At 71.1% G+C, this 18,730-nt stretch carries 14 protein-coding genes; 5 read left to right on the forward strand and 9 right to left on the reverse strand.

Annotated features, from left to right (window positions below; all coding sequences use genetic code 11):
- From ACFZB9_RS34505 to ACFZB9_RS34535, 7 genes are all read right to left on the reverse strand, one after another.
- Nucleotides 1-1,471 (reverse strand): phosphopantetheine-binding protein (locus ACFZB9_RS34505; protein ID WP_391453810.1); only part of this gene is annotated, 1,471 nt, incomplete at its 3' end.
- 577 nt (nucleotides 1,472-2,048) lie between these two features.
- Nucleotides 2,049-3,164, reverse strand: a complete 1,116-nt coding sequence (locus tag ACFZB9_RS34510) for a DUF5954 family protein (protein ID WP_391453812.1) — start codon at nucleotides 3,162-3,164, stop codon at nucleotides 2,049-2,051.
- A 120-nt stretch (nucleotides 3,165-3,284) separates the two neighbouring features.
- The gene (locus ACFZB9_RS34515) at nucleotides 3,285-3,818 is read right to left on the reverse strand and encodes a hypothetical protein (RefSeq protein ID WP_391453813.1); all 534 of its coding nucleotides are present in this window, start codon (nucleotides 3,816-3,818) and stop codon (nucleotides 3,285-3,287) included.
- Nucleotides 3,819-4,167: 349 nt separating this feature from the next.
- Nucleotides 4,168-4,971, reverse strand: coding sequence for a DeoR/GlpR family DNA-binding transcription regulator (locus ACFZB9_RS34520; RefSeq protein WP_391453815.1), 804 nt, complete (start codon nucleotides 4,969-4,971; stop codon nucleotides 4,168-4,170).
- 89 nt (nucleotides 4,972-5,060) lie between these two features.
- Nucleotides 5,061-5,333 carry a hypothetical protein gene (locus ACFZB9_RS34525; protein ID WP_391453817.1) on the reverse strand — a complete coding sequence of 91 codons (273 nt, stop codon included), beginning with the start codon at nucleotides 5,331-5,333 and terminating at the stop codon, nucleotides 5,061-5,063.
- A gap of 8 nt (nucleotides 5,334-5,341) precedes the next feature.
- Nucleotides 5,342-6,229, reverse strand: a complete 888-nt coding sequence (locus tag ACFZB9_RS34530; protein ID WP_391453818.1) for an SIS domain-containing protein — start codon at nucleotides 6,227-6,229, stop codon at nucleotides 5,342-5,344.
- A gap of 258 nt (nucleotides 6,230-6,487) precedes the next feature.
- The gene (locus ACFZB9_RS34535) at nucleotides 6,488-7,819 is read right to left on the reverse strand and encodes an ROK family protein (protein WP_391453820.1); all 1,332 of its coding nucleotides are present in this window, start codon (nucleotides 7,817-7,819) and stop codon (nucleotides 6,488-6,490) included.
- A gap of 212 nt (nucleotides 7,820-8,031) precedes the next feature.
- Between ACFZB9_RS34535 and ACFZB9_RS34540 the strand changes: the two genes are divergently transcribed.
- From ACFZB9_RS34540 to ACFZB9_RS34560, 5 genes are all read left to right on the forward strand, one after another.
- Entirely contained in the window at nucleotides 8,032-9,351 is a 1,320-nt protein-coding gene (locus ACFZB9_RS34540) for an extracellular solute-binding protein (RefSeq protein WP_391453822.1), read from the forward strand.
- Between the two features lie 91 nt (nucleotides 9,352-9,442).
- On the forward strand, nucleotides 9,443-10,390 hold the full coding sequence (locus tag ACFZB9_RS34545) for a carbohydrate ABC transporter permease (protein ID WP_391453823.1): 948 nt from the start codon (nucleotides 9,443-9,445) through the stop codon (nucleotides 10,388-10,390).
- A complete protein-coding gene (locus ACFZB9_RS34550; protein ID WP_391453825.1) occupies nucleotides 10,387-11,259 on the forward strand; it encodes a carbohydrate ABC transporter permease in 873 nt (290 codons plus the stop codon). The genes ACFZB9_RS34545 and ACFZB9_RS34550 overlap by 4 nt, the downstream gene beginning before the upstream one ends.
- Before the next feature lie 11 nt (nucleotides 11,260-11,270).
- Nucleotides 11,271-13,250 carry a hypothetical protein gene (locus ACFZB9_RS34555; protein WP_391453827.1) on the forward strand — a complete coding sequence of 660 codons (1,980 nt, stop codon included), beginning with the start codon at nucleotides 11,271-11,273 and terminating at the stop codon, nucleotides 13,248-13,250.
- 52 nt (nucleotides 13,251-13,302) lie between these two features.
- On the forward strand, nucleotides 13,303-15,786 hold the full coding sequence (locus ACFZB9_RS34560) for an RICIN domain-containing protein (protein ID WP_391453828.1): 2,484 nt from the start codon (nucleotides 13,303-13,305) through the stop codon (nucleotides 15,784-15,786).
- 245 nt (nucleotides 15,787-16,031) lie between these two features.
- Here the strand turns inward: ACFZB9_RS34560 and ACFZB9_RS34565 are convergent, their stop codons facing one another.
- Together ACFZB9_RS34565 and ACFZB9_RS34570 are read right to left on the reverse strand one after the other, a co-directional pair.
- Nucleotides 16,032-17,510 carry a carboxylesterase/lipase family protein gene (locus ACFZB9_RS34565; RefSeq protein WP_391453829.1) on the reverse strand — a complete coding sequence of 493 codons (1,479 nt, stop codon included), beginning with the start codon at nucleotides 17,508-17,510 and terminating at the stop codon, nucleotides 16,032-16,034.
- Nucleotides 17,511-17,666: 156 nt separating this feature from the next.
- Nucleotides 17,667-18,680: a cellulose binding domain-containing protein gene (locus tag ACFZB9_RS34570; RefSeq protein ID WP_391453831.1), complete on the reverse strand. Its 1,014-nt coding sequence runs from the start codon at nucleotides 18,678-18,680 to the stop codon at nucleotides 17,667-17,669.
- Nucleotides 18,681-18,730 lie beyond the last annotated feature (50 nt).

Genomic DNA, 18,730 nt, shown 5'->3' on the forward strand with positions numbered 1-18,730 from the left:
GATCCGCCGACCCCAACCCCAACTCGTAATACCCGGTACCCACATCAACCCCGACATCCGGCTCCCCCAACCGAGCCGCCACCAACTCCCGCACCAAACCGACCACATCACGCCCACCACCCACCACCGGCGCAGCGACAGCCGCCACCTGGACGCTCGCCTCCGCCGGGAGCTGCGTCTCCAGCCACTCCGCCAGATCAGCAATCGTCTTGTACTCGAACATCACCGTCGGCGACAACGACAACCCCAGCCGACCCTCCAGATCAGCCACCACCGACAACAGATCCGCCGACCCCAACCCCAACTCGTAATACCCGGTACCCACATCAACCCCGACATCCGGCTCCCCCAACCGAGCCGCCACCAACTCCCGCACCAGACCCACCACATCACGCCCACCACCCACCACCGGCGCAGCGACAGCCGTTTGGACACGTATCTCCACCGGCGCAGCGGTCTCGGGAGCGGCGTCCCCGCGCACGTCCAGGGCGGTCGCGGCACGGACCCGCTTGGCCACGAACTGGCTCACCTCAGCCACCTTCTGGCCGTCCTCGGCGTAGAACTCCACGGCCAGCCTGATGAGTTCGTCATCCCGGCGGACCGAGTCGACCGGTACCCGAACGAAGCAGCGCTTGCCCAGCGGAGCCGCCGCCCGGAACGACTCGAAGACCAGCGGCAGATAGAGCTCCGGACCGGCCGGGCCCTGGTGCAGCATGCTGGTACCGACGCCGCCGCCGAGCAACCCGGCCTCGAACAGCGCGGGGTGGAAGAGGAAGGCCTCCGCGGTGCCCTGGTGCTCCGGGGCGAGTTCCAGCTCGGCGATCCAGTCGCCGGGGCGGTGGTGCACCGCACCGGCGATTTTCATCAAGCCGGAATGGAACAACTCGTACTGCCGGCACCAGGCGTAGATTTCGGTGAGCTGCGTGACCTTGTGCACGCCGTCCAGCGGCAGCGGCAACCGCGCCTGATAAGGGGCCGCGGGCCGGTGGTGCGCGGTCACCACCGCGTGCAGGACATCGGAGGTGTCCTGCTGCCGCCGGCTGCGGACCTCGATCCGCCAGCCGCCCGCCGGCGCGGGGCGTCCCGCCACGGTGGTCAGTACCCGTTCACCCGGCGCGGCCACCAGTGGCGCGAGGATGGTCAGATTGCGCAACTCGACGTTCGGCATGGCCATTCCGTGCCGGGCGAGGACCTGCAACACCATGTCCACATAGCCGACGCCGGGCAGCAGGGTGCGCCCGTAGACGACATGACCGGCCAGCAGAGGGTTGTCCGCGGTCACGGTCAAGGTCTCGGTGAACGTCTCGGCGAACATGGACGAATCGGTCATCGGTATCCATCCCAGAACAGCGTCGAACCGGCGGCGGCCCGATACGGCGACACCGGAGGAAACTTCCAGAGCACACGAGGAAAACAGCGTAGAGAAATGGCCGGGATCACCTGCGAACAGACCCGGGATCTGCTTCTGCAAACCCTGTTCAGGGCATGCGCGTTCAGGGCATGCGTGAATTCCACCGGTTCGACGAGTGTCGACGGCGCCAGGCCTGCTCGGACGCACCTCGTTACCCTGGCAGCACCGGGAAAGAACCCGGCAACGCCGCCACGGCGGAGGATTGGAAGCAACCCCCCGCTAGAACGTGTAGAACCTCATAGCGATCCCCCTCGCAAGCTCGCCCGCCCAGCACTCGCCTCGACATCGCGACCGTAACCCCGGATTCCCCACGATGCGGAACCGCTTCACATCGCCCAGGTAGTCGGCCTCTTGGAGCCTAACTGGAGTCACCGGCGCGGCGCAATGAAAAGATTTGTGGCGCACGACTCCCCGCCGAGGTGGCGGGGGCTGCGCCGGAGCGTGCCTGACAGGCACGGATCACCGGTGCGCCACGCGACGGCAACCTCCTGATCATGAAGGTCCGGTGACGGTTCGTCATCGATCCGATCGGCCTGCCCCGCACCCGGCGGGTGACACGGTTCGCCGGCATCCGGACAGTCAGAAGTCCAGGACCGTGCTGGATCCTGGACTTGACTGTGCTTCAGCTGAGAGGGCGTCAGGAGGAGCGCTTCCGGCGCTGCTGCCTGCGCTCCTGCTCGTACTGGAAGGCGCGCAGCATCTCCTCCTGGGCCTCGTTGAGCTCGATCGGCGCGTCCTCGTCCTCGTCGGACAGCTCGCCCGCTTCGCGCAGGATGCGATCGTGCTCCAGGATGGGCAGCTCGGGATCGTGGTCGCTGGGGCGCGGCGTCTCCGGCCCGTCCGGGCCGAACCGGACCAGGCGTTCGACCCGCACGATCCGCCAGTGCCGGCCCGCCACCTCCAGGTCGGAGCCCCGCTCCTCCTCGAACCGGTCGGCCGCGCGGGTGTAGACGGCACGCTCCTTCGGACCGAGCCGGTGCATGATCGGCGCCATCACCCGCAGGTGGACCGCGAGTACCTCCCGGGCGGCCTGCGGGCTGGTCGAGTCGGTAGCGGAGAAGGGGGCCCAGCGTCCCGCGGTCCGCTCGGCGGTCATGAAGGTGGCGGGGAGCAGCACCCCGCCGGGGTACGTGCGGGTGGCCACCCGCGAGTCGTCCCGGACGTCCGCCGGGACGGTCCCCTCGGCCCGGACCAGAGCCAGGAGTTCGGCCTTCAGGATCCCCTCGGACATGCCGGTGGGGGTCACCGGGTCGATCACCAGGTCCTTGCTGGGGTCCGGGGCCTCGGTGCCCTCGCCGAGCCCGGCGGGGTCCGGGTCGCTGGGCCGCGGGGGCTCGGGGCCGTCGGGGCCGGTGCGGATGAACCGCTCGGCCCGCACCACCCGGTAACGGGCGCCGAGCACGGTCATCTCGTCGACCTTCTCCCAGTCGAGCCTGACCGCAGCCGCCATGCACTCGTCATGGTCGGCGCTCCGTCCCTCCCGCTCCGCCGCCTGGGCGAGCCGACGGAACGTCGCGGACATGCTCTCGCGGGCGCCCTGCGGCGTGTCGTTGCAGAAGAGCCGACGGAGCTTCCAGCCGCCCGTCTCCTGCTCGCGGGCGACCCCGAAGACCGGGCCGCCACCCGACACCAGGTCGGGATAGCCGTCCCTCGCCTGCCAGGCCTCCACATCGGCCAGCACCGCGACGGGAGCCTCCAGCGCGGTCATCCTGATCGTCCGGTACCCGGGGACGTCCTCACCAAGCTCAGCCATGACAGCAGAATGCCCCCGCCCGGCCCGCTTGCGCAGCCGAAACCCCACCCACGACCCGTTCGGGCGACCCACCGTGCGCCGCGCCCGGCTCGGCCCGACACCTGCTCTACAGTGTGCCGCTCACGGCCGCTCCGCGATCAGCGCCGAATAGGCCGTCCCCTCGACCGCGTTGAGCAGCACATGGTCGCGCCCCGGCCCGACGGCCAGCTCACGCAGCCGGGCCAGCACCACCGCCTCCTCGGGAAGGGCGAGGCCGAGCGCGGCAGCCGCCGCCGCCCGGTCGGCGAACAGCTCGGGCTCGTCCGCCAGGTACGAATCGGCGGCCTGCCGACTCTCCTCGACCGTCAGCCCCGGGCAGTCACCCCACCAGGGCACCACGAACAGCACGTCCAGCAACTCCCGCAGCCCGATGGCCAGCAGGGCCGCGCCACCCTCCGAGTCGGCGTACAGCACCGGCCGCTCCTCACCTCCCTCACCGCAGAAGAAGTAGGTTCCGCCACCACCGTCCCCGGCGAATCCCTCCAACGACACCCCGGAGGCCAGCCGCACCTCCTCCACGTGGTCGGCGGCGTCAAGGTCGAAGTCCGCGGGCCCGCACAGCAGGAAGTCCCAGACGTCCTCGCGGGCCCGGATGGCACTGATCAGCGATCGCATGACACCAACCCTAGAACCGCCCACCGACAGGCCCGCCCGGAGTCGGGAGTCGACAGTGAGTGGAGGAAGCGCCGGCGGGCGGCCACTGGGTGCCGCTGTACCTGGGCATCGACGTACTCCGGATCGGGACCCTGGCCAAGACCATGCGGCACGGCCGTCTCCTACGTCACCTGTACGCCCCCGAGGAGCTCGCCCACGCCGAGAGCCGCGGCGGCCGGCCGGCGCACGACCTGCGATTGCGGCAACCGCGCACTGGTCAACAGCCTGTCGCAGGCCGTGCTCGCCCGCGGATCGTCACTGAGGTGAGAGGCCGCATCCTCGGCCGCTGCGGCGTCCACGGTCCTCGGTCTCAACGGCCGCGCACGGTAACGAGCTTCAGCGAGGCGACCCTCTTCCTGAGTATCGCCTGCGCGGTACCCGGCAGCTTGCTGTCCGTGACGAAGCAGTGGATGTCGCCGAGGTCCGCGAACCGGGCCAGACCCGCGATCTCCCACTTGGAGTGGTCGGCCACCACGGCCACCTGCCGGGCGGCGGCGATCAGCGCCCGATTGGTCTGCGCCTCGGCCAGGTCCGGGGTGGTCAGGCCGGCACGCGCCGAGACACCGTGCGCGCCGAGGATCAGCAGGTCGACGTGGAGGGCCCTGATCGTCCGCTCGGCCACCGGGCCGGCCAGGGCGCACGACGGTGTCGGTGAGCCACCGGTCAGAAGCAGCTCCGGGGCTCGGGCCCCCTTCTTCTCCCGCTCCGCGCGCAGCAGGTCGGCCACCGGCAGGGAGTTGGTCAGCACGGTGAGCCGAGGAACGTTCAGCAGTTCCTTCGCTACCGCGAGGGCCGTCGTACCCGCCGAGATCGCGACGGCCGTACCGGGTTCCACGAGAGTCGCGGCCGCCTTCGCGATGGCCCGCTTGGTCTCGTCCTGGCGCCCGGTCCGCGCCTCGAATCCGGTCTCGTCAAAGCCTGGCGCCGACACGGCGACCGCGCCGCCGTGCACCTTCTTCATCACTCCCGCACACGCCAGAGCGTCGAGGTCTCGGCGGATCGTCACGGCCGACACCTCGAACCGATCGGTCAGCTCCCCCACCCGCACAGCACCGCGCCGCCGCGCCGACTCAAGGATCAGCATCCGGCGCTCGCGAGCCAACACATCCGTCATCGCCATGACTTCCTCCGATCCGGGTGAGTCACACGCAGCGCACGTCGACGCTCAGCCCCAGGTCCTTCCCGCTCGTTCCCGGGCTGTGCTCAGTGCACGCCCACCACGGTGACGAGCAACTGCGCGACCGCATCCGCCATGGCCCGGCGCCCCTCGCCCAGGTAGGTCCTCGGATCCGTGCTGTTCTCCGATCCATGGCTCGCAGGCCCGCGCGTGGACGGCACCCCCGGTCCCCGAGCGAGGCCGGCACCGCACTCGCGCCCGGTGCCGCGCCGGAACTCCTCGCGCACAGCGCCGTCCCGGTCCAGCAGCGCCGCCTTGATCCCGGTGCCGCCGACGTCGACGGCGATGACCTGGGCCATGGCCGTGGTCAGCCGGCGAGGATGACGGAGCGCGTGAGGTTGCGCGGCTCGTCCGGGTTCAGGCCCCGCGCACCGGCCAGGGCCACCGCCAGGCGGTGGACGCGCACCAGCTCGGCCAGCGGGTCCAGCCGGCCGCCGATCCAGCGGGCGCCGGTGGCCCCCACCTGCTCGGCGAGCCCGGTCGGTGCCTCGCCGAACATCCAGGTCGCGGTCCCGGGTGCGGCGATACTGATCGGGCCGTGTCGGTACTCCATCGCGGGGTAGGACTCGGTCCAGGCCAGCGCGGCCTCGCGCATCTTGAGCGCGGCCTCGTTGGCCAGGCCCACCGTCCAGCCGCGGCCGAGGAAGCTGAACTGGCCGCAGTCGGTGAGGCCTTCGGGCAGCGGTTGTGCCAGTGCGGTGCGGGCGTCGGCCTCCACCGCTCGGCTGTGCAGGCCCAGCCCCGCGCGCAGGAAGGTGAAGGCGCTGGTGGCGAAGCGCGTCTGGACCACCGACTGCTCGTCGGCGAAGTCGAGTACCGCCACCTGGTCGGCGGCGGACATCACGGGGGTGTTCGGGTCGGCGGTGATGGCGCTGGTGGGCACCGATCCGCTCAGAGCGCCGAGCAGTTCGAGCACCTCGGTCGTGGTCCCGGAGCGGGTCAGTGCGATCACGCGGTTGTAGGCGCGGGAGCGGCCGAGCGGGAACTCCGAGGCCGCGAACGCATCGGTCTCGCCGAGGCCGGCGGACTCGCGCAGCGACGCGTAGGCCTGGGCCATGAACCACGAGGTGCCGCAGCCGATGACGGCGACGCGCTCCCCGGTCCGCGGAAGGACGGCGCGCTGTGTCAGGGCGCTCTCAGCCGCCCGGTTCCAGCACTCGGGCTGACTCGCGATCTCGGCATCGACATGCGTCACAGCGACTCCTTCATGATCATTTGCTTGTTCATGCTCGATGTCGACCAGATTTAAGCATGTTCGCTCATCATGCAACAGGGTCGTGGAGCGCCTCTCGGTGTTTTTTGCTCGCAGCTGTTGATACCTGTGCGATCACGGGTTGCACGCCGCATGCCGTCGCACCGCCCCGGCCCCTCCGGCCACGGCCCCGCCGGGCGGGCCCGATAGATGCGAGCTCGGATCTATCGGGCCCACTGGATCCAAGCCTGGATGCATGCATCACGCCGGTTGCCCCTGCGCCCTGGTAGTGCTTGGTCGGGGCGTGTCCGACAGGCCCTGGGCGCCCGCCATCACCGCTGTCGGATCCTGGTAGACGGCGTCCAGCGAGAGCAGTGCGCCGCCTCGCGCGGTACCCGCCAGGCCGAGCTGGGAGAGGACGATCTCGCAACCACCGGCGTCCGGCGCCATCACCAGCTCGTGGACCTGCGCGGTGACCGCGTCGATCAGGTGCTCGCCGAAGTAGGCGAAGTGGCCGCCCAGCACGAGGAGTCGGGGGTTGAGGATGTCCGCGAGCAGGGCCAGTCCGGGCGCCAGGTGGTCGGCGATCCGGCGCAGCGCCGCCACGGTGCGCGGGTCACCGGCGTGCGCGCGGTTGCGCAGTTCGGCCAGGCGCTGTCCGAGGTCGATCATCGGATCGCGGACCGGGTCGGTGGGATCGGCGGCATGGTGCAGCAGTGCGTCCCGCCCGACCGTGGTCTCCCAGCAGCCGCGCCGCCCACAGGCGCAGAGTTCGTCCGAGGGGACCAGCCGCAGGTGCCCCACCTCGCCCGCGTATCCGCCGGTGCCGCGGACGAGTTGGCCGCCGGCGATGATGCCGACGCCGACGCCGGTCTGGCCGGTGACGTAGACCAGGTCGCGCACGTTGTCGGCGCCGGCCAGCACGTATTCGGCCAGGGCGCCGAGCTTGGCGTCGTTCTCCAGGTGCAGTTGCGGCGCGCCGGGGCCGAGCCGCCGGCGTAGCCCGGCCAGCGCCTGGACATCCCGCCAGCCGATGTTGGAGGCGTACTTGACCACGCCGGCGTCCATGTCCACCGCTCCGGGCGTGGCCAGGGTGAGGCCGACGACGCGCCCACCCGCGTCGCGCAGGGCGGCCATCGCGTCGTCGGTCAGGCAGGCCACCGCGTCGAGCGTGGCCTCGGGGCCGGCGGCCCGCACGTCCAGTTGCCGGCGCCGCTCGAAGGTGACCTCGCCGCGGAGGTTGAGGGCGAGCAGGCCGACGTAGTCCACGTTGATCTCGGCGCCCAGGCCGTGCACGGCGCGTCCGTCGACCTCCACCGGCTGGCCCGGCCGGCCCACGGCGCCACGGCCCCGTTCGACACCGCCGTCCCCGACCAGGCCGCCGTCCAGGAGCTCGGCGATCAGGTGGGAGACGGTGGCCTTGGGCAGACCGGTGGCCTCGGCGATCCGGGCGCGGGAGCGCGCCCCCTCGTCCCGCAGCAGCCGCAGCACCATGCTCAGATTCGCCCGTCGGGACGCGGACCGGTCCCGTGCGACGGTCGGGCGCGCCATGGCCAGCTCCCGTACGCCCACGCCTCGTAGCGCCTGCTTCACCGACACCTCCTCTTGTGTGTACGAGTCCAGCCTATTGACTTACCAGGGATTAGTTCGAACAATGGCCGAACGAATTTGGCTTGTTTGCTTCTGTCCAGCTCTGTTCACCACTGGCTGGTTCTGTTCGATCCCCGCGCTCCTCCCCCCAGAGAGCCCCCTGATCGCCACGGCCCCCGCCCACCACGCACCCCCATGAACTCCAGGAGACGCACGTGAAGGCACGCTCCCACTCCCTGACCGCCACGATCGCCGTCCTCACCGTGGCAGCCGTCGTCAGCGGTTGCTCCTCCGGGAGCGCCGGCACGAAGGACTCGGCCGGCTCCTCCGGCGGGGTGGTGAAGCTGGACTTCTGGGGCTGGGCGCCGGGTTACGACCAGTCGGTGGCCCTGTTCAACCGGACCCACCCGAACATCCAGGTCAGCTTCGACAAGACCGCTTCCGGCTCCAAGGGCGGCTACACCAAGATGCTCACCGCCGCCAAGGCCGGCAACGCCCCCTGCCTGGCCCAGGTCGGATACGAGACACTGCCCAGCTTCGCCGCCGCCGGCGCCCTGGCGGACATCACCAAGTACGCCACGCCCGCCAAGGCCCAGTTCGCCGACTGGACCTGGCGGCAGGTCACGATCGGCGGCCAGAGCTACGGCATCCCGGTGGACACCGCGCCGATGGCCCTGATGTACCGCAAGGACCTCTTCGCCAAGTACGGCATCACCACTCCCCCGGCCACCTGGGACGACTACGCCGCCGACGCGGCCAAGGTGCACGCCGCCGACCCGAGCGTCTACCTCGGCGACTTCGGCAACGATGCCTACAACTACGCGGGCCTGGCCTGGCAGGCCGGCGCCGGGTGGTTCGGCACCGCCGGCGACCAGTGGCAGGTGAGCGTCGACAGCGCTGCCAACCAGAAGGTGGCCGGCTACTGGCAGGGCCTGCTGGACAAGAAGCTGTTGAAGACCGACCCGAGCTACGACCCCTCGCTCTACAGCGACATGGCGAACGGCAAGGTGCTCTCCGACGTCAACGCGGTCTGGGACGCGCCGATCATCGCCAGCAGCGTCAAGGCCGGCGCGGGCCAGTGGGCGGTGGCGCCGATGCCCGTCCAGGACGCCGCCAACCCGGTCTACGGCAACGACGGCGGCTCGGCCACCGCGGTGCTCAAGGGCTGCGGCCACGCCAAGGAGGCCACCGAGTTCGCCACCTGGATGAGCACCGACGCCGACAGCGTCAGCAACCTGATCAAGGTCACCGGCATCTACCCGGCCGCCACCGCCGGCCTGTCCAACCCCGCACTCACCGCGCCGGACCCGTTCTACGGCGGCCAGACCATCTACGACGTCTTCAAGAGCGAGAGCGCCCACATCGGCACCGACTGGCAGTGGGGGCCGACCATGACCCAGACCGCCACCGACCTCGGTGACGGGCTCGGCCAGGCCGGCACCGGCGGCACCACGCTGCCGAACATGCTCACCACCGTGCAGAACAAGACGGTGGCCGGAATGAAGCAGCAGGGCCTGAGCGTCGCCGGCGGCTGATCCGCCACCAACCGACCCGCGCCACACCCTCCTCCGGTGCGGCGCCGCGGTCAGTGCCCCAGGTTCCGAGCACGGAAAGGCAGTACACGTCATGACCACCGCTCTGAGCGAGCGGGCCGCCGACCGGACCACGCCCGCCGGCCCGCGCCGCACCGGCAGCCGTCGTCGCGGACGGCCCGTCGCCCTCTTCCTCGCCCCGTTCCTGGTGCCGTTCGCGGCCCTCTACCTGGCCCCGATCGGCTACACGGTCTACCAGAGCCTGTTCCGGATGCACCGCTCCGGCCTCGGCCTGAGCGCACCCACCCAGGTCTTCGCCGGGCTGTCCAACTACGCCACCGCGCTGGGCGATGCGGACTTCCGCGGCTCGCTGCTGCGGGTCCTGCTGATCGGCCTGGTGCAGGTGCCGCTGATGCTGCTGATCGCGCTCGGCCTGGCCCTGCTGCTGGACGCCAGGTCCACGCTCTTCAAGCGGTTCTTCCGGCTGGCCTTCTTCCTGCCCTACGCGCTGCCCGGGGTGGTCGGCGCCATCATGTGGTCCTACCTGGTCGCCCCGGGGCTGAGCCCGATCAGCGCCGCCGCCCACCACCTGGGCCTGCACCTGGACCTGACCTCGAACGCCATGCTCGCCCCCACCATCGGCAACATGCTGACCTGGGGCTGGACCGGCTACAACATGCTGATCATCTACTCCGCCCTCCAGGCGATCCCCGCCGAACTGAGCGAGGCGGCCACCATGGACGGCTGCTCGGCCTTCGGCATCGCCTGGCGGATCAAGGTGCCGCTGGTGCGCCCGGCGCTGGTGCTCACCACGGTCTTCTCCATCATCGGCACCGCCCAGCTCTACAACGAGCCGGCCATCCTGCACAACGTCGCCCCCAATCTCAGCAGCACCTACACCCCGATCTACGCCGCCTACGACGCCGTGAACGCCAACAACTTCAACGCCGCCGCCGCCGAGTCCGTGATCCTCGCGCTGCTCGCCTTCGTGCTCTCCTTCGGCTTCCTCAAGCTGGTCCAGCGCCGTGGAGGTGCCCTGTGACGACCTCCCCCCAGCCCGTCGGCTCCCGGCGGGCCCCGCTCTCGCGCTGGCTCGTGCTCGGCGTCCTGCTGATCGCCTCGGTCTACTTCCTGGCCCCGGTCTGGTGGTTGCTGGTCTCCTCGACCAAGACCAACGCCGACCTGTTCACCGGCAACGGCTTCTGGTTCGCCCGCTTCGCGCTCTTCGACAACGTCCGCCAGGTCTTCGCCCAGCAGGGCGGCATCTACTGGCAGTGGCTCGCCAACAGCGCGCTCTACGCCGTCGGCGGCGCGGCCGTCAGCACCCTGGTCTCCGCGCTGGCCGGCTACACCTTGGCCAAGTACCGGTTCCGCGGGCGGGAGTTCACCTTCAACTCGGTGCTCGCGGCGGTGCTGGTCCCGCAGCCGCTGCTGGCCGTCCCGCTCTACCTGATGTTCTCCGAAATCCATCTGGTCAACACCTACTGGGCGGTGCTGCTGCCGAGCATGATCAGCCCGTTCGGGGTCTACCTGGCCCGGATCTACGCCGGGGCCTCGGTCCCCGACGAACTCATCGAGGCCGGACGGATCGACGGCGCGGGCGAATTCCGGATCTTCGCCACCATCGCGCTGCGGGTGATGTCCCCCGCGCTGGTGACCATCTTCCTCTTCCAGTTCGTCGCGATCTGGACCAACTACCTGCTGCCGGTGCTGATGCTGGCCAACGACCGCCTCCAGCCGGTCACCGTCGGCATCGTCGGCTGGCAGGCCCAACGCGCCATCGGGCCCAGCGCCGTCCCCTTCAACATCGTGATCACCGCGGCCATGATCTCCGCGATCCCGCTGGTCATTCTCTTCCTGTCCCTGCAACGCTTCTGGCGCTCCGGCCTGGTCGCCGGCAGCACCAAGTGAGGAGCCCGCGCATGCCGGCCCGGTACCACCTGCGCTTCCAGCTCCACCCCACGCCGGAAGCCGCCCAGCGAGCGGGCGAGTTGGCCAAGTTCTGTGTGGAGGCCGGGGTCGGCGAGGTGGTGCTGCTGCTCGGCGCCGAGGAACTCCACGGCGGGCATCCCGTCGGCGAGGCAGCGGAGCGACTGTTCGAGACCGCGGCGACCGCGACAGCGATCCTGCGCGAGGCCGGCCTGGCGGTCAGTCTCAACCCCTGGATCACCGTCGGCCACGCCGACCGCGGCCGCACCGACACCCTCGGCTTCGCCCCGCTGGTCGACCCGCAGGGGCGGGTCGCCACCGCCCAGGCCTCCTTCGCCTGCCCGCGCTGGCGCGCCTGGCTGACCGCCCACTACGCCCGGTACGCCACCCTGGACCTGCGGGTGCTCTGGCTGGAGGACGACTTCCGCTACCACAACCACGCCCCACTGCACTGGGGCGGCGGCTTCGAACCGCTGATGCTGGAGCGGTTCGCGGCGGCCGTGGGCACAGCGGTCACCCGCGAGGAACTCGTGGCCGCCGTCACCGCCCCCGGCGCACCCCACCCCTGGCGGGCGGTGCTCCAGCAAGTCTGGCGCACCGCCCAGTTGGAGGTGGCCGAGCAGGTGGCGACCGCGGTCGGCGAGCAGTCGGGCGGGCGCGTCCAACTCGGCCTGATGAGCTCCGAACTCGGCGTCCACTCGGTCGAGGGCCGCGACTGGCCGGCCCTGTTCAAGGCGCTGAGCATCAACGGCAGGGTCGCCCACCGCCCGCACTTCGCCCGCTACGGCGACGCACCCGGGCGCGAACTCAGCTTCTCGCTCTGGGCACTGGAAGCCCAACGCGCCCTGCGCCCGAAGTACGCGACCAGCGAGCCCGAGATCGAGAACTGGCCTCACACCGCCTGGTCGAAGTCCGACACCCAGACCTGGTCCGAGCTGGTCGCCGCCCAACTCGCGGGCTCCGACGCCATGTTCCTCAACGTCCACCCGATGCAGTCCGGCCGCGCCCTGCGCTTCCCACGCGTGGCCGACCTGCTGTGCCGCGCCCGCCCCGCCCTCGACTGGGTCGCCGGACAGCAGCCGCGCACGGCGAGCACCCACGGGGTCGGACTCCCGATGCCGCAGCACGCCGCCGCACACGTGCGCACCAGGGCCGGCGGTGAACTCGCCGCACTGAGCGTCGACGCCGGGCCCGCCGCCGACCTCCTGCTGCGCTACGGGGTCCCGGTCACCGCGGGCGAGGCCCCCGTGACGGCAGTCTTCGGCCAACTCGCCTGGGCCCTCAGCGACTTCGAGATCGAGCGGATACTGTCGGGCGGGCTGCTCCTGGACGGCGCGGCCGCCGAGATCCTCACCCGGCGCGGCTTCGGAGATCTGCTCGGGATCAGCGCGTGCGAAGTGGTCGACCGCGAGGGCACGGGCCCAGGAGGCCCGTACGCGCTGGAGTACGCGGTGCGCGAGGACGTGTACCTCAGCGTCAACGGCCAACCCGCACTGGCCAGGTTCGCCATCTCACCCGATGCCGAGACCTGGACCACGATCCTGACGCCGGACCAGCAGCACTGGGGTCCGGGAAGGTTCGTCCACCGCAACGCGGCCGGCGGCCGGGTCGCCGTGCTGGCCGCGACCGCGCCCCAGCTGCTGCCCTACGACGACGACGGCCGGCAACTGCTGCACGCCATGGTCCGCTTCCTCGAAGGCGACCACCCCACCCTGCCCCTGGTGAGCGGCGGTCCCCACCTGCTCCCGCACCTGTCCCGCTCCGAGCACGGCTGGCGGCTGGCCGTCGCCAACGGCAGCGCCGACCCGGCCCGGCCGCGGATCGCCTGGCCGGACGCCCCTCAGGGCCCGGACGCCACCCTGCTGGCCCCGCTCGCCCCACCGATCTCGGCCCGCGTCACCGAGCACCAGCGCGGGCTGACCCTCGACCAGGACCTGCCGCACCGCGGCTGGCTGGTCGTGGACTGGCACTGACTCCACCGAACCCCCACAGCGGTTGTGCCCTCGGCACAGTAAAGGAGACTCCGTGTTCCACCCACCCCGCAGCGCCCTGGTCGCGCTGCTCACCAGCACGGCCCTGAGCCTGGCCGGCCTGGCCGCCACCCCGGCAGCAGCCGTCCCCACCGGCGCGGCCGGCACCGTGTCTACCACCGGGTACAGCGTCAACGTCAGCGCCCCCGTGCCGTTCGGCAACATCACCGACAGTCCTGCCACGCCGTACGTCGACAAGGACGGCACCTTCCACTACCAGCAGTCCGACGCCCTCTACGGCGCGAGCGACAACCGCTCCTGGACCTTCTTCACCGGTGGCGACTTCGACTCCGCCACCGCCGACAGCGGCCTGGACAACGCGGTCAACCCCGCCAACGCCAACGACAAGAACAACGACACCACCTGGCGCTGCAACAACAGCCCCACCGGCCAGAACGCGACCTACTCGGTGGGCAACACCAGCTACGCCCAGAAGAACTACTGCGACCTGGTCGGCACCTGGGTCGACCCCGACACCGGCAACTGGTACGGCCTGGTGCACAACGAGTTCACCCCCTCCCCGTTCAACGACGGCCTGCACTACGACGCCATCGACTACGCCCTCTCCACCGACCAGGGCCACACCTGGACCATCAAGGACCACGCCATCACCTCGCCGTACAGCACCCAGCGCGGCGACACCACGCAGTTCCCCGGCCAGACGTACTACTACGGCGACGGCGACCAGCGGCTCTACACCGACACCGCCTCCGGCTACTTCTACCTCTACTACGGCTCGCGCGTCATCGACAAGAGCGGCGGCTGGAAGGCCTTCTACGAGCACGTGGCGCGCGCGCCGATCGCCGACAAGATGGCTCCCAGCTCCTGGCAGAAGTGGTACAACGGCTCCTGGTCCCAGCCCGGTCAGGGCGGCCAGGAGAGCAACCTGGTGCCCGTCGACTCGAGCAACCCCACCGGCTACACGCCGCCCGGAGGCGAGTACAACCCGGCCAACACCGGCACGGCCGAACAGCAGCTCGCGGCCGGCCAGATGCCCGCCACCTCACCGCTGTTCGTCATGGACGTCACCTACGACGCCTACCTGGGCCTCTACATCGGCGAACCCCAATCGGTCGACCAGAGCGGAAACGCCCCCCAGCAGTACTACGCCACCACTGACCTGACCACCCAGAAGTGGTTCCTGCTCGGCGACAGCGGCAGCTACCACACCGCCTCCTGGTACCGCTGGTTCCTGGACAGCGCCAACCGGACGAACAACACCATCGTCGGCAAGACCTTCCGCTCCTACTGCGCCTGGTCCTGCTCGAACGGATCCAACGGCGAGTACACCAACGTCACCCTCGACTCCCCCAGCCCGGCCGCACCGCCGGTGAACACCGCGCAGTCCTACCAGATCGCCGGCGCCGCCGGCCGGATCCTGGCCCAGGTCCAGGGCGGCTCCGCCACCACCTCGCTGGCCTCCGCCGCCGGCTCCGCACTGACCTCCTGGAACTTCGTGGCCGACGGCGACGGCTCCTACCAGGTCGTCAACACCGCCACCGGCCAGCTGCTCGGCGTCAACTCCACCCAGACCGCCGCGCGCGCCTGGGGCACCGCGCCCACCGTCACCGCGGCGCCCACCGGCGGCCCCACGGTCGGCCAGCAGTGGTTCCTGGTGCCCAGCGCCACGGCCTCCGGCAGCTTCCGCCTGGTCAACCGCTACAGCGGCCTGGTCCTCGGCCTCTCCGCCGACAACAGCCGCCTCACCGAGACCACCCCCACCCGCAGCTGGACCGACACCACCGGCAGCACGGTCGGCGGCGGACGCACCCCCGACGAGCAGACCCTCACCTTCACCCCCACCGGCCCGGCGGCCGAGACCGTCACGGTGGCCAACCCCGGCAACCAGGCCACCGCGCACAACACCGCGGTCTCGCTCCAGCTGACCGGCACCGACTCGGCGGGCAACGCGCTCAGCTTCAGCGCGAGCGGCCTCCCGGCCGGCCTGTCGATCAGCCCCTCGGGCCTGGTCACCGGCACACCCACCACCACCGGAACCAGCACGGTCACCGTGACCGCCGCCTCCGGCACCGCCACCGGATCGGCCACCTTCACCTGGTCGGTCGCCCCCGCCCTCAACGGAACCCACACCCTGACCGCCTCCGGCATGGCGCTGGACGACCCCAACCACTCCACCGGCGCGGGCACCCAGCTGATCACCTGGACCCCCAACGGCGGCACCAACCAGAGTTGGGTCCTCACCCAGCAACCCGACGGCTCCTACCAGATCACCAACGGTCAGTCGGGCCTGTGCATGGACGTCAACGGCGGCTCCCTCACCGCGGGCGCCCAGGTGATCCAGTGGAACTGCACCGGCAACAGCAATCAGCGCTGGGTGGTGAACACCGTCAACGGCGGCTACACCATCGCCAACCAGCAGAGCGGCCTGCTGCTCACCACCGCCTCCACCGCCAACGGCTCGCTGGTGACCCAGCAGGCCGGTACCGGCTCGGCCCTGCAGCACTGGACCATCACCTGACCCGATCCGACGCCGTGGGACGCTGACCACCGCTCCCCCGGCCGGCAACGGAACCTGCCGACAGGCCCCAGGGCCCATTGGTCAGCGCGCCGGTACCAGGCGCGCTGACCAATGGGCCCATCCGTTCGCATACGGTCACTCAGGCAGGACCTGCTCCCCGCGGCCGGCTCCGCGACCGAACCGCGGTGGCGGTCGCGGTCCTGCGGTCCTGCGGTCCTGCGGTCCTGCGGTGGCTCATCGAGTGGTCAGTGCCACAGGCGGCGGGTCACACCGTGCGGGTCGGTGGCGATCCGGTTGTCGGCTCCGTCGAAGACCTTCACCAGCCGGGTGGCGGGGTCGAAGGGCGGCCAGCCGGGGTCGCCGTGGGTGGCGAAGTCGACCCAGGCCCGGTGCATGGTGTCGGCCAACGGCTGGGGCAGGTTCGGGCCGGCGAGGGGGAATCCGGTGCCGAGGGTGTCGAAGACGAAGGGGAGTTCCAGGGCGTGGCAGGCGCCGACGTCGGCGACGGGGCTGCGCCAGGCGAACTCGTACAGGTGGGTGGGGCGTCGGCTGGTGGCGGCGTGCTGTTCGGCCTGGCGGATGACGGGCAAGCGGTAGAAGCCGTCGGTGACCACGGCGCACAGCGCGTCGCCGAGCGTCAGCCGCGGGTCGGCGTCGCGGTAGGCGGTGAGCAGGGCGGGGTCGATGCCGAAGCCGGTCAGCAGGTGGGCGGCGAGCGTTTCGGTGGCCTTGGCGGCCATGCCGGTGGGGACGAGGAACAGGCGCATCTCCTCGCTGGTGCAGCCGGTGAGCAGGTCGACGTCCGCGCCGGCTCCGGCCGCCAGGGAGTCCAGGGGGTGACGGGTGATCAGCTCGCCGTCGATGACCGGGGTGATGAGGGTGCCGGTGGCGGCGGTGGTCCGGCCCCAGCGGGCGGGGTCGGGCGGCAGGCCGGCCTCGGCGGCGGCCGCTTCCTGGGCGTGGATGACGCGTTGCGGGTCGACGGCGGCGAAGGCGTCCCGTGTGGCCTCGATGCCGAGCCTCGCGGCGAGCTCACGGGTGACGAGCCGGGCGTCCTCGGCGGAGTGGACCAGGGTGGCAGCCCCGCTCTGGGCGATGGCGCGGTGGAACAGGCCGTCGGTGCGCGCGAGGTCGAGGGCGAGGAGGGTGGCGACGCTGGAGCCGCCGGCGGACTGGCCGAAGAGCGTGACGTTGCCGGGGTCGCCGCCGAAGGAGGCGATGTTCTCCTGCACCCAGCGCAGGGCGGCGATCTGGTCGAGCAGCCCGCGGTTGCCGGGCGCGCCGGGCAGCTGGGCGAAGCCCTCGACGCCCAGCCGGTACTCGACGGTGACCAGGACGACGCCGTCGCGGGCGAACGCGGCGCCGTCGTAGACCGGCTCACTCGCGGCCCCCGCGATGAACGCCCCGCCGTGGATCCACACCATGACCGGCAGCCCGGGCCCACCCGGATCGGGGGTCCACACGTTGAGGTTCAGACACTCCTCGCCCGCCACCCGCGGGTCGGGCAGCAGTTCGTCGATCGGCTTCGGATAGGGCGGCTTGGGCGGCGTGGCCCCGAACGCGAAGGCGTCCCGGACCCCGTCCCACGGCCGGACCGGCTGCGGGGCGGCGAAACGGTTCGCGCCGAACGGCGCCGCCGCGTACGGCATCCCGAGGAAGACCGCCACACCGTCCCGGGCCCGGCCCCGTACCTGGCCGTGCGCCGTTCTGACGATCGCCTGCATGTGCGCCACCTCCGAACAAGACACCTACCGGGCACCTGCTCCGTCCAGCCTTCCAGGCGGCCGACGCGCACGCCCGCCTGAAACGCCGTCAGGGTCGTTAGGAGCGGTGACCGGCCTTCCGACAGCGTCAGGTGCCCGGTAGGGCTTGGTCGAGGTTCACTTCCGGTAGGTGGCGATGATCTTGGTGAAGTCGTAGGGCTGCTGGTCGACGCCGGTGCCCCGGACCTGGCCGCCCGGCTCGGCGTCACGGTTGGCGGTCCAGCCCGACAGGCAGCCGATGTTCCGCTCGGTGGCGAAGGCGGCGAGCCGGCGCATGTTCTCCAGCGTGAAGACCTTGTCGCTGAAGGTGCGACCGAACATGGGGCAGGCGCCGATCCGCCGCCATACCTTGGCGCCGTCCCAGTCGGGCCAGACGGCCTGGAACTGGGTGAACATCCCGTTCGGCGCGTTCTTGACGGCGTCGAAGACGTCAGCGGGCGCACCCTGCCCGAACCCCAGCAGCGCGCCGTTGATCAGGGCGGGCTGGATGCCGGCGGCCGCCAGGCGCTGCAGCAGCCGCACGCTCTCCCCGGTCAGGCCCAGCACGCCGGTGGGGTCACCGTCGGCGGGCAGGGGGTAGGAGAGCTTGAGCGCGGGGTTGTCCTGCAGGAGCCGGCCGATCGCGGCGACATGCCGGACCGCGGGATCGGGTCGTCGAGGTAGTTGACGACGACGGCCCGGGGCACGTCCCAGTCCCCGTGGTCGGCGGGTGCGGTGGTGGTCCCCGTGAACGGCGCGGACCGGTCCGAGAAGTTGTCGGAGAAGTCGAAGGGCCGCACCCGCACGGCGTAGTCGGTGGTGGGCGTCAGCTGGTACAGGACGACCGAGGGCCGAGTCGATGGAGGCACCGTTGGCCGTGAAGGTGTCGGGCAGCCATGCGGGCGGCGTGCTGCCGTCGCCCCGCAGGTTGCACCCGACGGTGAGCTCCTGGACGGCACCGGCCGCGATGGTGTTCTGGTAGTTGGGCAGGAACGCGGTGACCGTGGTGCCGTCCTGCGTGACCTCACCGCTGTGCGGCGAGACGGTGACACCGTTCGGCACCCGGAACGAGATCGTCGGGTTCACCACGTCGGTGTCACCGTAGTTGGTCAGCGTCAGGAGTTCGGCGAGAAAACCCGGCCCCACGGGCACGGGGCCGGTGGGGCGGCATGCGGGTGGAGTGCCCGGACGCCGCCCCACCG

It is taken from the genome of Kitasatospora sp. NPDC008050, from assembly GCF_042957465.1.
Classification (GTDB): Bacteria; Actinomycetota; Actinomycetes; order Streptomycetales; family Streptomycetaceae; genus Kitasatospora.

What these genes read in the sequence shown, in the direction of transcription:
- ACFZB9_RS34510 (WP_391453812.1), bottom strand. Translation starts at nt 3,164, where the DNA reads ATGGCTGAGCTTGGTGAGGACGTCCCCGGGTACCGGACGATCAGGATG.
- ACFZB9_RS34515 (WP_391453813.1), bottom strand. Translation starts at nt 3,818, where the DNA reads ATGCGATCGCTGATCAGTGCCATCCGGGCCCGCGAGGACGTCTGGGAC.
- ACFZB9_RS34520 (WP_391453815.1), bottom strand. Translation starts at nt 4,971, where the DNA reads ATGACGGATGTGTTGGCTCGCGAGCGCCGGATGCTGATCCTTGAGTCG.
- ACFZB9_RS34525 (WP_391453817.1), bottom strand. Translation starts at nt 5,333, where the DNA reads ATGGCCCAGGTCATCGCCGTCGACGTCGGCGGCACCGGGATCAAGGCG.
- ACFZB9_RS34545 (WP_391453823.1), top strand. Translation starts at nt 9,443, where the DNA reads ATGACCACCGCTCTGAGCGAGCGGGCCGCCGACCGGACCACGCCCGCC.
- ACFZB9_RS34555 (WP_391453827.1), top strand. Translation starts at nt 11,271, where the DNA reads ATGCCGGCCCGGTACCACCTGCGCTTCCAGCTCCACCCCACGCCGGAA.
- ACFZB9_RS34565 (WP_391453829.1), bottom strand. Translation starts at nt 17,510, where the DNA reads ATGCAGGCGATCGTCAGAACGGCGCACGGCCAGGTACGGGGCCGGGCC.